Source organism: Microbacterium nymphoidis, assembly GCF_021044885.1.
In the GTDB taxonomy this organism is placed as follows: domain Bacteria; phylum Actinomycetota; class Actinomycetes; order Actinomycetales; family Microbacteriaceae; genus Microbacterium; species Microbacterium nymphoidis.
The window spans coordinates 313,470-328,394 of sequence record NZ_JAJNOD010000001.1 but is presented as its reverse complement, the minus strand read 5'-3'; the positions used below and the strand labels follow the sequence as shown (position 1 = coordinate 328,394).

At 68.9% G+C, this 14,925-nt stretch carries 13 protein-coding genes; 1 reads left to right on the top strand and 12 read right to left on the bottom strand.

What is annotated here, in order from left to right; genetic code table 11:
• Window positions 1-11 precede the first annotated feature (11 nt).
• The 4 genes from LQ566_RS01580 to LQ566_RS01565 form a co-directional block, all read right to left on the bottom strand.
• Window positions 12-782, bottom strand: a complete 771-nt coding sequence (locus LQ566_RS01580) for a fumarylacetoacetate hydrolase family protein (protein ID WP_231089808.1) — start codon at window positions 780-782, stop codon at window positions 12-14.
• 241 nt (window positions 783-1,023) lie between these two features.
• On the bottom strand, window positions 1,024-2,103 hold the full coding sequence (locus tag LQ566_RS01575) for a branched-chain amino acid aminotransferase (RefSeq protein WP_231089807.1): 1,080 nt from the start codon (window positions 2,101-2,103) through the stop codon (window positions 1,024-1,026).
• Window positions 2,104-2,144: 41 nt separating this feature from the next.
• Window positions 2,145-3,197 carry a 3-isopropylmalate dehydrogenase gene (locus LQ566_RS01570; RefSeq protein WP_231089806.1) on the bottom strand — a complete coding sequence of 351 codons (1,053 nt, stop codon included), beginning with the start codon at window positions 3,195-3,197 and terminating at the stop codon, window positions 2,145-2,147.
• A 19-nt stretch (window positions 3,198-3,216) separates the two neighbouring features.
• A complete protein-coding gene (locus tag LQ566_RS01565) occupies window positions 3,217-4,767 on the bottom strand; it encodes an MFS transporter (RefSeq protein WP_231089805.1) in 1,551 nt (516 codons plus the stop codon).
• A 127-nt stretch (window positions 4,768-4,894) separates the two neighbouring features.
• On the opposite strand from LQ566_RS01565, the gene LQ566_RS01560 reads away from it, so the two are divergent.
• Window positions 4,895-5,425, top strand: coding sequence for a TetR/AcrR family transcriptional regulator (locus LQ566_RS01560; protein WP_231089804.1), 531 nt, complete (start codon window positions 4,895-4,897; stop codon window positions 5,423-5,425).
• Window positions 5,426-5,683: 258 nt separating this feature from the next.
• Here LQ566_RS01560 and LQ566_RS01555 read toward each other — a convergent pair whose 3' ends face one another.
• From LQ566_RS01555 to LQ566_RS01520, 8 genes are all read right to left on the bottom strand, one after another.
• Window positions 5,684-6,736 (bottom strand): S66 family peptidase, encoded by a 1,053-nt coding sequence (locus LQ566_RS01555; RefSeq protein ID WP_231089803.1) that lies wholly within the window; start codon window positions 6,734-6,736, stop codon window positions 5,684-5,686.
• Between the two features lie 97 nt (window positions 6,737-6,833).
• The gene (serA, locus tag LQ566_RS01550; protein ID WP_231089802.1) at window positions 6,834-8,426 is read right to left on the bottom strand and encodes a phosphoglycerate dehydrogenase; all 1,593 of its coding nucleotides are present in this window, start codon (window positions 8,424-8,426) and stop codon (window positions 6,834-6,836) included.
• 336 nt (window positions 8,427-8,762) lie between these two features.
• Complete coding sequence (locus LQ566_RS01545) at window positions 8,763-9,116, bottom strand: hypothetical protein (RefSeq protein WP_231089801.1); 354 nt, start codon at window positions 9,114-9,116, stop codon at window positions 8,763-8,765.
• On the bottom strand, window positions 9,113-9,646 hold the full coding sequence (locus tag LQ566_RS01540; protein ID WP_231089800.1) for a DNA polymerase III subunit gamma/tau: 534 nt from the start codon (window positions 9,644-9,646) through the stop codon (window positions 9,113-9,115). Before LQ566_RS01540 ends, LQ566_RS01545 begins: the two co-directional genes overlap by 4 nt.
• Window positions 9,647-9,797: 151 nt before the next feature.
• On the bottom strand, window positions 9,798-10,511 hold the full coding sequence (locus LQ566_RS01535; RefSeq protein ID WP_231089799.1) for a copper homeostasis protein CutC: 714 nt from the start codon (window positions 10,509-10,511) through the stop codon (window positions 9,798-9,800).
• Between the two features lie 416 nt (window positions 10,512-10,927).
• Window positions 10,928-12,283, bottom strand: a complete 1,356-nt coding sequence (locus tag LQ566_RS01530; protein WP_231089798.1) for an alpha-L-fucosidase — start codon at window positions 12,281-12,283, stop codon at window positions 10,928-10,930.
• 1 nt (window position 12,284) lies between these two features.
• Window positions 12,285-13,892 carry a M81 family metallopeptidase gene (locus LQ566_RS01525; protein WP_231089797.1) on the bottom strand — a complete coding sequence of 536 codons (1,608 nt, stop codon included), beginning with the start codon at window positions 13,890-13,892 and terminating at the stop codon, window positions 12,285-12,287.
• A gap of 32 nt (window positions 13,893-13,924) precedes the next feature.
• Window positions 13,925-14,920, bottom strand: a complete 996-nt coding sequence (locus LQ566_RS01520) for an ROK family protein (protein ID WP_231089796.1) — start codon at window positions 14,918-14,920, stop codon at window positions 13,925-13,927.
• Window positions 14,921-14,925: the final 5 nt, after the last annotated feature.

Here is a 14,925-nt window from a genome sequence, read left to right as displayed (position 1 = left end):
CGGACGACGCGTCACGATGCGTCGCGGACGGTGTTGCGCAGGATCCCCAGACCGGTGATGTCGACCTCCACCACGTCGCCCGCAACGAGCGGACCGACGCCGGCGGGAGTCCCCGTGAGGATGACGTCCCCCGGCAGCAGCGTGAACGCCGCGGACGCGTGAGCGATGATCGCGGCCACGCCGTGCACCATGTCGCTCAGCGGAGCCTGCTGCTTGATGTCACCGTTGACCTTGGCGGTGAGCACGCCCGCCGTCGGGTCGAACTCGGTCTCGATCGCGGGACCCAGCGGGCAGAAGGTGTCGAATCCCTTCGCGCGGGACCACTGGCCGTCGCTGCGCTGCAGATCGCGGGCCGTCACATCGTTACCGATCGTGTAGCCGAACACGTAATCCAGCGCGTTCTCCGCCGTCACGTTCTTCGCGATGCGGCCGATCACCACGGCGAGCTCTCCCTCGAACTCCACCCGCTCCGACAGGGCGTTCGGGCGCACGATCGCGTCACCCGGGCCGATGACGGCGGTATTCGGCTTCAGGAAGAGCAGCGGCTCGGCCGGCACGTCATTGCCGAACTCCGCAGCGTGGTCGGCGTAGTTGCGGCCCACGGCCACCACCTTCGAGCGCGGGATGACCGGCGCCAGCAGTGCCGCGTCCGACAGCGGCACCCGCTCCCCCGTCGTGTCGAATCCGGCGAACATCGGATCGCCGGCGAGCACCACGAGATCGGTGTCGTCGACGATGCCGTACTTGATGGCGTCCTGGTGGCTGAAACGTGCGATCCTCACCTCGCCAGCCTATCGCCCCGCCGTACACGGGATGGGGCCCGCGCCTCCGTCTCAAACGAAGGCACGGGCCCCATTCCACCTGTCCTCAGCGTCTCGGCTGTCCTCAGCGCCTCGGCTGTCCTCAGAGTCTCGGCTGTCCTCTCAGCGCCACGCCTGTCCTCAGCGTCTCGGCTGTCCTCAGCGTCTCGGCTGTCCTCAGCGCCACGCCCGTCCTCAGCGCTTCGCCGCGGTGTTCCGGCTCTCAGGCGTCCAGGCGCACGAGCCAGCCGTGCTTGTCGGCTGCGCGACCGTACTGGATGTCGGTGAGCTCCTGACGCAGGCTCGTGGCGAGCTCGCCCAGCGGCTGCTCGTCCTCGAAGCCGGCACCCTTGAGCAGTCCGATCGGGCTCAGCACGGCGGCGGTGCCGCACGCGAACACCTCGACGATGTCGCCGGATCGCACACCCTCGCGCCACTCGTCCAGGGACACGTCCCGCCGCTCGACGGTGTGACCGCGGTCCTCCGCCAGCTGCAGGATGGAATCGCGCGTGATGCCCTGGAGGATCGAGTCGGACTCGGGGGTCACGACGGTACCGTCCTTCATCACGAACACGACGTTCATGCCGCCGAGCTCTTCGACGTTGCCGTCGCGGAGGAAGACCACCTGGTCGCAGCCGTTGGCGCTGGCCTCCGCCTGGGCGACCAGGCTCGACGCGTAGTTCCCGCCTGTCTTGGCGGCCCCCGTGCCTCCCTTTCCGGCGCGGGCGTAGTCCTCGCTCAGCCAGATCTTGACGGGCTTCACGCCGCCAGAGAAGTAAGCGCCGGCGGGGCTCGCGATCAGGTAGTAAGCCACCTTCTTCGCCGGGCGGACACCGAGGAAGGCCTCCTTGGCGAACATGAACGGACGGAAGTAGAGCGACTGGTCCTCACCGGAGGGCACCCACGAGCCGTCGACCGCGATCAGTTCGCGCAGCGACTGCACGAAGATCTCCTCAGGCAGTTCCGGCAGCGCCATGCGGCGAGCCGAGCGCTGCAGCCGACGGGCATTTTCCAGCGGACGGAAGGTGTGGATGGAGCCGTCGGCATGGCGGTACGCCTTGATGCCCTCGAAGATCTCCTGGCCGTAGTGCAGCACCGATGCCGCGGGGTCGAGCGAGATCGGACCGTAGGGCTGCACGCGGGGACGGTGCCAGCCCCCGGTCTCCGACCAGCAGACGTCGAGCATGTGATCGGTGAAGTGCTGCCCGAAGCCGGGGTTGGCGAGGATCTCGTCACGCTGGGCGTCGGTCTTGGCCGCGAGGTTGCGGGTCACCTGGAATTCGAGGGTGGGAGAAGTGGTCATGTCACATCCTGGTTCGAAGAAGCGTTCTGCGCGGGTTCAGGCTACGCCCGAACGCGCTCGGCGATGGCATCGCCGATCTGAGTCGTGGTGCGAGGCTGGTCGCCGCGTGCGGCGACGTCCGCCTCGATCGCGTCGTTCACGCGACGTGCTTCGTCCTCGAGCCCCAGGTGGTCGAGCAGGAGGGCGATGGAACCGATCGCAGCGGTGGGATCCGCCTTCTGCTGGCCCGCGATGTCGGGCGCCGAACCGTGCACGGGCTCGAACATCGACGGGAAGGTGCCATCGGGATTGATGTTCCCCGAGGCGGCGAGGCCGATGCCTCCGGTGACGGCACCTGCCAGATCGGTCAGGATGTCACCGAACAGGTTGTCGGTGACGATCACGTCGAAGCGGGACGGGTTCGTGACCAGAAAGATCGTTGCCGCATCGACGTGCAAGTAGTCTACGGCCACGTCGGGGTGCTCCGACGCCACCTCGTTGACGATGCGCTGCCAGATGCCGCCGGCGAAGGTCAGCACGTTGGTCTTGTGCACCAGCGTGAGCTTGTGGCGGCGGCGCTCGGCCAGCTCGAACGCGTAACGGACCACGCGCTCGACACCGAAGGCGGTGTTGACGCTGACCTCGTTCGCGATCTCCTGCGGCGTGCCGCGGCGGATCGAGCCGCCGTTGCCGACGTACGGCCCCTCCGTGCCCTCGCGCACCACGACGAAGTCGATGTCGCCCGGGTTCGCCAGCGGGCTGGCCGAGTTCGGGTACAGGCGCGAGGGGCGGAGGTTGACGTAGTGGTCCAGCGTGAAGCGCAGCTTGAGCAGCAGCCCGCGCTCGATGTTGGCGTCCTTCAGACGCGGGTCACCGGGGACCCCGCCGACCGCACCGAGGATGATCGCGTCGTTCTCGGCGATCGCCGCAAGGTCCTCGTCGGTGAGCGTGTCGCCCGTCTCGAGATAGCGCGCGGCACCGAGGGAGAACCGGGTCTTCTCGAAAGTGACGCCGGACTCGGCCGTGACCGCATCCAGCACCTTCTCGGCTTCGGCGACCACCTCGGGGCCGATCCCGTCACCGGGGATGACGGCCAGCTTCACGACACGCGACATTGCTCTCCTCAGGGCGGCATCACTCCGCGTCGGAGTGTGCGACGGACTTCCCTCCCAGCGTAGTGGCCGCGATGACCGCGGCGATCACCACGAGTCCTGCGCCGATGAGGCCCGTCGTGAGCACACCCGAGTCGAACGCGTGAGCGGCGGCGAGGCGCAGCTGATCGCCGACGGCCCCGCCGATCTCGTCGGCGGTCACCATGGCACCGGCGAGCGTCTCCCGGGCGGCATCGGCGGCATCCTGCCCCACGCCGTCCGGGATGATGAGGTTGGTCCGGTAGAGCGCGGTGAGCAGTCCTCCGAGCACGGCGGTTCCGAGTACGGCGCCCAGTTCGTATGCGGTCTCCGAGACGGCACTGGCGGCACCCGCCTTGGCCGGCGGTGCGCTGGCCAGGATGAGATCGTTCGACACCGTCTCGGCCATGCCGATGCCAATGCCGAGCAGGACGAACGCGATCACCAGGGTGAGCAGCGCACCCTCCTGCGATGCGAGTGCGGACAGGACGAAGCCCGCGATGGAGAACAGCAGGGCCACGGGCACGATGACGCGAGGCGCCACGCGCTGCGCGATCGGAACGACGACGAGACCCGCCACGATCATGACCACCAGGCCCGGGACCAGCGCGAAGCCTGCAGCCATCGGCGAGAGGCCGAGGATGAGCTGCAGGTGCTGCGAAACGAAGTACAGGAAGCCCACCAGAGCGAACACGCTGAGCATGTTCACGAGGATGGCGCCCGTGAAGCGGGGCGTCTGGAAGAGCTTCATGTCCAGCATGGGGACATCCGCGCGCAGCTGCCGACGAACGAACAGCCACCCGAAGCCCAGACCCACCACGAACAGGATCGGCGCCGGCGAGAGCAGTCCCTCGACCGCGAGCTCCTTGATGCCGTACACGACCGGCACCATTGTCGCGATCGACAGCGCGATGCTGATCGGGTCGATACGGCCCGGGTTGGGGTCTCGCGTCTCGGGCACGAGGAACGGCGCAAGGATCAGCAGCGGGATCATGACCGGCACGGCCATGAGGAACACGGAGCCCCAGGAGAAGTGCTCCAGGAGGAAACCACCGACGATCGGTCCGAGCGCGGCGCCTGCGGAGAAGCCCGCCGCCCAGATGGCGATCGCGAGCCGGCGCTGGACCGCGTCGGTGAAGATGGTGCGGATCAGCGACAGCGTCGACGGCATCAGCATGGCACCGAAGATGGCCATGAGCGCACGCGCCGCGATCAGCCACCCCGCGGAAGGCGCGAAAGCCGCCAGCGCGGAGACGACCGTGAACCCGATCGCTCCGATGAGCAGCAGCCGGCGGCGACCGAAGCGGTCGCCGAGCGTTCCCATCGTCACCAGAAGCGCCGCGAGCACGAGCGAGTACGCGTCGATGATCCACAGCTGCTCGATGGCCGATGGCTGCAGCGAGATGGCGATGTCAGGCAGCGCGAAGGTCAGCACGGTGTTGTCGACCGAGACCAGCAGTACCGGCAGCATGAGGATCGCGAGCGCGACCCATCCGCGCCAGGTGACCCGGCCCGTCTCGATATCGGCACGCAGGGCGTGGGTGTCGACAGACATTTCTTCCTCGGTTTCGTGAACAGGCTCCCCTGTTCTGTAGCGGCACCGGAGCGCGATGGCGATCCGGTGGGTACTGTTATACCGTCCAGACGGTACAGTAATCAATCCGCATGAGAGGATGCTGGGCATGGCACGACCCCCGCACGCGCGTGAGAAGGTGCTCGACGCCTTCGAGTCGCTGCTCATCGACGACGGCGAGCGCGCCGCCACGATGGATGCCACCGCGCGCGCTGCGGGTGTCTCGAAGGGCGGCCTGCTCTACCATTTCGGATCGAAGTCCGCGATGGAGGAGGCACTCGTCGAGCGGATGGACCGTCTCGTCATCGAGGATCTCGACGCGATGGCCGCGTCGGCGGGCGGCGTGGTCGACGCCTTCATCCGCAGTTCGGCCACCATCAACTCACCCTTGGATCGAGCCATCGTCTCCGTCGGACGCCTGGCGACGTCGGGCTCCCCCACCGCGACGGAGGCGCTGCGTCGCCTCCGCGAGAGCTGGCGCGCCTTCCTCGCCCCGCACGTGCCCGATGACACGGCGCTCACCCTCGTGATGCTGGTGGCCGACGGCGTGTACTTCAATCAGGCGCTGGAGATCGGGTCCGTCGCGGAGATCGCCGACATGGACGCGCTGATCACGCTCGTCCGCAAACTCGCCGACTGAACCCGCGGATGACCGCGGCTCGGTCGCACGACGCCGTCACCGCCCTCGCCACAGCGTCCAGCCACACGGTGCCTCCGTGCGGAACGGCGGAGCCAAGAGCGGGACATCCGACTGGTCATCTCGAGCCACTCGTCGCCCATTCAATCTGAGGACCCCGTGACCGTCCTCACCACACCGTCCAGCCGCATGCCACCGTACGGAATGCCAGAGCCAAGAGCGGGACATCCGGCTGGTCATCTCGTCACACTCGTCGCCCATTCAGTCGTAGGACGCCGTGACCGTCCTCGCCACACCGTCCAGACGCACCATGCCACCGTGCGGGATGATCCACTGCGGCCGCGTGTGACCGAACGGAACTCCCACGCAGACGACCGCGTCGGGGTTGTACCGCTCGATCTGCTCGACGATCACCTCGCGTTGTGCAGCCCGGAGCCGCGCGCGTTCCGCCGCGGACGGGAGAGGAACTCCCCGATCGGTCACCACCGGGCGCGCCACGAGCACACCGCTCACAGCCTCCAGCACACCTCGCTCCCCGAGGCCACGCACCCAGCGGCGCACCTCGTCGGCGCCGGGCAGGGTCTCACTGGTCTCCAGGAGGAGGATCGACCCGCGCAGTTCGTCGAGGGACGGCATCCGATCGGCCAGTGCCACCTGGTCGAGCACTTCGATGCACCCACCCCACGTCGGACCGCTCAACACCCGGGCCGGGCCCGCCCACGCCCACGGCTCGGTCCGCTCACGATCGCCGTACTCGGTCAGCGCCCGAGGGTCGGTCCACTCCCGGCCGAAGTCCTCCGACTCCCCCGGTTCCGTCAGCTCGATCTCGCCGCCGTCGAGCAGCGCCGCCCGGAGCGACCGCGCGTGGATCTGATCGACGGCGGGGCCCGGCCCCAGGTGCACCTGGGTGGAACCGCCGTAGAAGCTGCGCACGCCGAGCCGCCAGAGGAACGAGTGGAGGTTGGTGTTGTCGCTGTACCCCAGGAATGGCTTCGGGTCCGCGGCGATCACGGCCGCGTCGAGGTGCGGGATGACGGTCACCTGGTCGTCACCGCCGAGCGTCGCGATCACGGCGCGGATCGCGGGATCAGCGAAAGCGGCATTCACGTCGTGCGCCCGGGCGCGAGCGCTGACCCCCGCCGTCCGCGTCGTCGGGAACTCGACCGGGATCAGTCCGGTCAGTTCCTGCACACGGCGAAGCGCCTGCTCGTGCACCTCGACGGAGATCGCCGGCGCGGCAAACGCCGGCGACAGCACGGCGATCCGATCTCCCGGACGGGCATGGGGAACGGGCCGGAAGTGCGGGGTTGCCATGACTCCACCCTATGGGCGAGCTCGCCCCGAGATGCTTCCGCAGACGCGGCAGAGCCCGCCCCGTCCGGGGCGGGCTCTGCCGTGCACGCAGCGTGGCTCAGGCCTCGGTGATCTCGATCTGACGGAACACGTCGGCGTCGATGGCCGAGCTCACCTCTTCCAGCAGTTCGTCCGAGACCGGGGAGTCGACCGTCAGAACTGACAGCGCACGTCCACCGGCGGACTGGCGTGCGATCTGCATGCCGGCGATGTTGATGCCGGCCTCGCCGAACTTCTGGCCGTAGACGGCGACGATACCGGGACGGTCGGTGTAGACCATGACGATGTGGTGCTTCTCGATGGGCAGCTCGAGGGCGAGGCCGTTGATGCCGACCAGCTTCTCGATCTGCTTCGGCCCGGTGAGCGTTCCGGAGACCGACAGCTGGGTGCCGTCGGAGAGGGCACCCGTGAGCGTGATGACGTTGCGGTACTCGTCGGACTGGTCATCCACCAGCAGGCGCACGTCGATGCCGCGCTGGTCTGCGAGCAGCGGCGCGTTCACGTACGACACCGACTCGCTCACGATGTTGGTGAAGACGCCCTTGAGCGCCGCGAGCTTGAGGACGTCCACGTTGTAGCCGCTGAGCTCGCCGTGCACCTCGACGTCCAGGCTCGTCAGCGGCGACTTCGCCAGCGCGGAGAAGAACTGGCCGAGCTTCTCCACCAGGGCGATGCCCGGACGCACATAGGGGTCGATGGCGCCACCGGCGACGTTCACCGCGTCCGGGACCAGCTCGCCGCCGAGTGCCAGACGCACCGAGCGGGCCACCGAGATGCCGGCCTTCTCCTGTGCTTCATCCGTGGACGCGCCCAGGTGCGGGGTGACGACGACGTTCGGCAGTCCGAGCAGACCCGTCTCCTTCGGGGGCTCCGAGCTGAACACGTCCAGGCCCGCACCGGCGATCTCTCCCGATGTGAGTGCCGCCTCCAGCGCGGCCTCGTCGATGAGCCCGCCGCGGGCCACGTTCACGATGTACGCCGACTTCTTCATTGCCGCCAGCTGAGCCGTGGAGATCATTCCGGTGGTCTCCGGCGTCTTCGGCATGTGGATGGTGATGAAGTCCGACTGCTCCAGCAGGTCGTCCAGGCTCAGCAGTTCCACACCCAGCTGCTGGGCGCGAGCACTGGTGACGTAGGGGTCGTAAGCCACGACGCGCATGCCGAACGCCTGCATGCGCGCGGTGATGAGCGCACCGATGCGACCCAGGCCGATGATGCCCAGCGTCTTCTCGAACAGCTCGGTGCCCGTGAAGGAGCTGCGCTTCCACTCACCGGCCGACAGCGATGCGTGGGCGGCCGGGATGCGACGAGCGAGCGAGAGGATGTGGCCGATCGTCAGCTCCGCCGCGGAGATGATGTTGGACGTGGGCGCGTTGACCACCATGACGCCCGCAGTCGTGGCCGCCTTGATGTCGACGTTGTCCAGGCCCACGCCCGCGCGGGCGACCACCTTGAGCTTCGGGGCAGCAGCGAGGGCCTCCGCGTCGATCTGGGTGGCCGATCGGATGAGCACGGCGTCCGCATCGGCCAGCGCCGACAGCAGTGCAGGCCGGTCGGTGCCGTCGACGTCGCGGACGTCGAAGTCGGGACCGAGCGCGTCGATCGTGGCGGGCGAGAGCTTTTCGGCGAGAAGAACGACGGGCTTCGTCACAGAGGTATCCTTCGATGCGGTTTTTCGCGTGATGGGGAGGGCCGATGCGCCGCACGCCGTCGGGGGCGCGATCGGTGTCAGCCTACAGTCTCGGCACCGGTGCTCTCGTTCACGTGACGTTCCCGGACCATTCAGTACGCACCCGCGCGGGCGCGCAATCGAGCACGCGGCATCCAGCACCTGCGCTCAGGCGAGCAGAATGCTGAAGGCCCACCAGCACGGCGCCTCAGAGTGCGCGATGCGGCATTCCGGATCACTTTTCTCGCCCCAGGCCCCCGGGTCCCTCGGAGGTCCCGAAACACTCTCCCCTGACGGGGACGCGGACCCGCCCTGCGCTCAGCCCGCGCCGACGAGGGAGGACTGCGCGGCCACCTGCAGCATCACCACGTCCAGCCAGAACACACCGACCAGCGCGAAGCCCGCCAGGAACAGGAGCGCCTGCTTCCAGACCCAGAGTCGCCGTCCCACCACGACAATGCCCGCGTAGACCAGCACCGGGAAGAGCACGGGCATGAGGCCCACTCCGACGCCTGCGGGGGTCAGTCCCGTGTTGCCCTGTGACGCCAGCACGAGCGCGAAGATCGCCACCCAGATCGCGAAGGAGTAGACGAGGCCGAACACCGCGGCCACCGTCCACCGCAACCACGACCCGGCACCGCGCGTGGCCGGCTTCACCGTCTGCTCGCTCACTGGACGCCTCCCATCAGTGCGCTCTCCCAGTTGATGACGAACGGCCACGGCACCAGGAGTACGACGCCGGCGATCAGCCAGGCAAAGCGCACCCAGGTGCGACTGCGCAGGGTCAGCACGAACACCACGGCGAACCAGACCGCCGGAGCCGCGATGGCGGTCCACTTCACGATCGTGTAGATCGGGCCGTTGGCCAGCAGGAGATCGCCCACCACGTCGAGGCGATTGCCGCCGATGAACCAGCCGATCACGTAGAGCAGATAGACGCCCGCGAGGATGCCGATGCCCAGCAGGGCGCCGTTTCCGGCTTCCACGGGCTGGTCGTCGTGCACGACCTCATCGCCCGCGAACGACTTCGCCTCGCTGTCGTCGTCATCGGCTGTCGCGGCGGGCGGGTCGGTGACGGGCTCACCTTCGGTGTGCACGCTGTCCGCCCCCTTGCCTACGGCACGCCAGCCGCGCGCGAGTGTCGGCTCAGCGGCACCGTGTTCGGGTGCGGAATCGGGAGCGCCCTGCGGCTCGGAACTCATGCCCTCAGTCTACGGACGCTTCCGCTCCCCGCACCCTCCCCACTCCCCCCGGCAACGAACGACGCCGGCAACGGAGATACGGGGGAACGGGCGTCAGGCGTCGGAATCCGCAGCGATGGGCCACAAACGGAGCATCCGAGCACCGGGAACGTCAGGCGTCGGCGGCGACGCGGGCGGCACGCACCAGTTCCTCGGAGACCACGTCGTACTCGTCCACTCCGCCGCCGGGGCCCGCCGGTGTGCCGTCGGTGATGGCCACGCGCGCCGACAGATGGATCGCGTCGACGCCGGCGGCACGCAGCGCCGGGATGGCATCGATCGTCACTCCGCCCCCGGCCTGGATCTGCAGTCGCCCGCTGGCTTCCGCCACCATTGCTCCGAGCACGGCGGTACCGTCGCCGGCTCGCACGGTACCGCCCGACGTCAGGATGCGCGTCGCGCCCACGTTGACGAGTTCACCGACCGCGGCGACAGGATCCGGATGCACGTCGATCGCGCGGTGGAACACCAGGTCGGCGTCGCCCGCCGCCTCCCTCCACCGCCGGACCGCATCGGTGTCCACCGACAGATCCGGCCGGAGTGCGCCGACGACGACCGCGCCGATGCCCAGCGCGACGGCGGAGCGGATGTCCGCTGCCACCACCGCGATCTCGTCCGCGTCGTACACGTATCCGCCCGGCCGCGGCCGGATGAGCGCAGCCACGCGATCCCCGCCGACGGCATCGACGGCACCGGCCATCACTGCGTGTGACGCCGTGATCCCGCCGGTGATCAGCGCCTGGCACAACTCCACGCGATCCGCGCCGTTCCCGATCGCCACGCGAGCGTCCCGCGGCGACTGTGCCACGATCTCCAACACCGTCATCTCTCAGCCTCCACTGTCAGCATCCATCTCGACTCGCCAGCACACGTGCCGACTCACCAACAACGTCCGGACTCAGCAGCACCGAGTCCCGGCACACCACCAGACCCCGACCGACTCACCAGCACCGAATCCCGTCTTACCAGCGCCGAATCCCGACTCGTCAGGACCAGATCCCGGCTCACCAGCATCAGAACCGCCGCACCAGCACCGGATTCCGGCTCACCAGCACCGGATTCCGGCTCACCAGCAGCCGACCCGAGTCGCGCTCCGAAACGTGAGCAGATCACCCGCGAAGCCCGTCGCCGCCCGCTGTCGCATCATCAACTCGAGCAGGTCTCGCCGGCTCCATCATGCGCCGCAGGTGCTCGAGACGGGGGTTCGATTCCCCGCACGCCACGGCACCGCGCTCGCACGCCTCAGGCGGGCACGGTCAGCGTGGCCACCGCGTCGCCGCGGAGGGCTTCCGGAACAGCCACCGTCGCGGTGCCGTCCGCGCCCGCGACGATCTCCGCCGCTTCGGTACCGGCCCAGCGCGCGCCCGAGGCCGCGGCGAGTTCCGCCGGGAGCTCCACCACGCCCGTAACAGGATCGAGCACGTGCACGTGGGTGCCCGAGGCAGACGAGGTGTAGGCACGGGGTGTTCCCTGCCCCTCCCCGGCGCGGATCCAGGGACGCGTCGCGTAAATCGCACCACCGTTCACCCGGAGGAAGTCGCCGAGCTGACGCATCGCAGCCAGCTGCAGGTCGGGAATTGTGCCGTCCGCTCGCGGACCGGTGTTGATCAGCAGGTTGCCGTTCTTGCTCACCACGTCCACGAACAGGCGGATGAGATCGGTGCCCGAGAGCGACTGCTCGGGGCCCTCGGCCTGGTTGTACCCGAACGAGTAGCCAAGACCGCGCGTGGACTCCCACACGGCATCCTGCACGTCCTCAATGTGCGTGTACTCCCGGGTGAGGAAGCCGTGGTACGGCACGCCCCACCGGTCGTTCACGACGCCCTCGGGCACGGCCGCGAAGTAGCGCCGCAGCAGAGCCGCCACCGCGAACTCGTCGTGCCCCTTGCCCCCGTCGGGCCAGTCGATGTCATTCCACAGGACGTCCGGAGCGAAGCGCTCGACCAGTTCGTCCAGCTGCGCTGCCGCATAGCGGGAGTACTGCTCGTCATTGCGGCGGAAGCGGAACAGGTCCGTGTCGCTCTCGATCGCCGGGAAGTCCCCCGTGTGCCAGTCCAGCGCACCCGAGTAGTACACGCCGAACCGTGCGCCGCGGCGCCGCGTGGCGTCATGCAGTTCGCCGATCAGGTCGCGCCGCGGGCCCCGACGAGCCGCGTTGAACCCGCTCGTCACGGTGTCCCACAGGGCGAAGCCGTCGTGGTGCTTGGTGGTGGGGATGATGTACTTCGCTCCCGCGCCCACCAGCTCGGAAACGAGGGCGTCCGCGTCGAACGCCTCTGCGCGCCAGAGGTCTGCGAGATCCTCGTAACTGGTGCCCGTGCCGTAGACCTCCTGGTGGCGGATCCACGTGGGACTGCCCGCGATGCGGACGGTGTTCCCGTACCACTCCGCGTACTGGTGATAGGCGTAGGCGTCCTCTGTCGGGATGTGGACCCCGGGGCCGTGCTGGATCGCCCAGGCGGGAACCGAGTACAGCCCCCAGTGGATGAAGAAGCCGAGCTTCGCGTCCCGGTACCACTCGGGCACGGCTCCGCTCACGGGGTACTCGGGGCCGTCCCCACCGAAGTCGGGACCGATGCGCTTTTCGAAGTTCATCATGTCAGTTGACCCCTCCACCGACGGAGACGACAGGATCCGCACCGCGCCGCGTGACCACGGGGGTCAGCACCGGCACGACGCCGGAGTCGTCGAACGGATACACGCCGGGCTGGAGACGGTGGTGCCCGAGCCGCAGCAGATCCTGGTCGACGCCGCCAGGCGTGAGCGCGAGGATCCAGTCCGCGGCGAGGTCGTACAGCTCCGGCTCCAGGTAGCCGATCTTCACGATCACCACGTCGGCGCTCTCCGGCTCGAGACCGAGCATGCGGAAGTCCTCCAGGTGGTGGAAGGGCTTTCGGCGCTCGGTGATGATCGAGAACACACTTCCCGCACGGATCACGATCTGGGTTCCAGCATCCGGGTCTCCCTCCGTGATCGAGAACACCTCGCCGGTGATCTCGACGGGTCCGCGGGGGCCGGGATCCACGCGGCCGCCGACCTCGAGGGTGACGCTGCTGCCCACACCCGCGGCAACCGCTTTCGAGACCGCGTCCGCGTCGAACACGGAAGCGTGGATGACCGTGCGCCCCGCCTCGCGCAGCTCCGCTCGCTGAAGCAGTTCCCCGAGCGTCCACGAGACGTCGCCGGCGCCGCCGGCGGTGGGGTTGTCGCCCGAGTCGGAGATCAGGAAGGGGCGCGCGGCGCCGGGTGCGAGCGCCTGATCGAGCGCCTCGCCGAGCGTAGCCGTGGGGCCGACGAAGACGAAGTCGGCGCGCGCGTCCCAGTACCGTCGAGCCAGGCGCTCGGCCTCGCGCGCGATGAGCTCCGCGTCGTCACCCATCACCACGACGATCGCCATGTTGCGAGGCTCGTCTGCCCACGCATAGCCGACCCAGACGGCGGCGTCGACCACGCCGGGGAGGGACTCGATCCCCGGGATCTCGTCATAGATCCCCTTCGCCGGCTCCAGCCGCGTGCTGGTCTTCTCACCGGGCAGCAGCACGGGAACAGGTACCCACGCCTTCAGCGGGCGTCGCTCGAGCGGGTCACCACCGTGCTCACCCCGCAGGCGCGCCAGGAGATTCCAGACGGCACGCTCCTTGGTGTTCATCCAGTCCTCGTGCGGTGCCATGCGGTAGCAGGTCAGGAGGTCGACCTCATCCAGCAGCACGCGTGACACATTGCCGTGCAGGTCCATCGACGTACTGATCAGGGTGTCAGGACCGAGCTCACGCCGGACGGCCTGTGCGAGATCGCCCTCGGCGTCCTGCATCCCCACCACGCTCATGGCTCCGTGGATGTCGAAGAAGAACCCGTCGAACGCACCGCCATCGGCGATCGCGGCACGGATGCCGTCCACGATTCCCGCCTTCATGCGCTGATAGGTCTCCGGCGCGACGGCACCACCCGGAAGGGAACGGCCGTGATAGATGGGTGTCCACTCGGCCGCCTCGCGAAGCTCGCGTCCCGCATCGAGGAAGGGGTAGTACGCCAGCAGGTCGTCGCCTTGACGGATGGTGAAAGCCTCGTCACCGGAGATGTGCGGCGAGAACGTGCTCGATTCGATCGAGATCCCGGCGATGCCGATGCGGGGACGGGCAAGCCCGCCTTCCGCGACGGGGCTCAGCGGTCCCATCCAGATCTCGTGGGCTTCCGGTCGTTCGGTCACGGGGGCTCCTTCTCTGAAGCGGGGGAAGAGTATCAGGGCGTCGGCCGGCTGCCGACGGGTGGGGCGGTTTCGAGGAGTGACGGTGTGCGCGAGCGCGCCGCAGCCGCAGCCCCCAGCGCGACGGCGTCGGATCCGAGCGCTGCCGGGATGATCCGCAGCGGCGCGCCGGACACAGGCGCGTCGGTCTGCAGCGTGGCGATGATCGTCGGCTCCAGAAGATCCCACGCGTGGGAGACTCCGCCGCCGATCACCGCGACGTCCAGGTCGACCAGGGTCGCAGCGCTGGCGCAGGCCAGCGCCACCGCACGCCCTGCGTCCTGGAACACGGCGATCGCGTCCGCGTCCCCGGCCCGGGCACGCTGGGCCACCTCGGCGGCGCCGAGCCCGTGCGCACCGCTGCGTTCGCCGTAGCGCAGGGCGATCGAGGTGCCGGAGGCCAGCGTCTCGAGGTGTCCGGTCTGACCGCACGTGCACACCAGATCGCTGTAACCCGGGGTGTGACCGATCTCGCCCGCGGCGCCGTTCGGCCCATGTCGCAATGCGCCGTCGATCACGAGTGCACCTCCGACCCCGGTGCCCAGCATCACCCCGAGCACGTCGTCGCCGTGCCCGGCACCCGCGGCGACCTCGCCGAGGAGAAACGCGTTCACGTCGTTCTCCACCGCCACCGGCACGCCGAGACGTTCTGCGAGCGCGTCCGCGAGGGCGAACCCGACCCAGTCGGTGAACATCGCCGAGGCAGCCAGGATGGTTCCGCTGACAGGATCCACCACCCCGGCGGCCCCAACGCCGGCGGCGCGGAGGGTGCCACCGAGGTGGGCGACGAGATCGCGAGTGAGGGTCGCAGCGGCATCGGCCATGGCGGCCCCGCCGTCCTGGGCCGGGGCCGGAACGACGCCGCGCGCGAGTACGGCGCCGTCCTCTCCCGTCACCAGCACGGCGATCTTGGTTCCGCCGATGTCGATTCCGGCCACGAGGAGGTACTCGCCGGATGACGCCGCGGCGGCGGCGTACAGGTCACTGCTCATCAAGG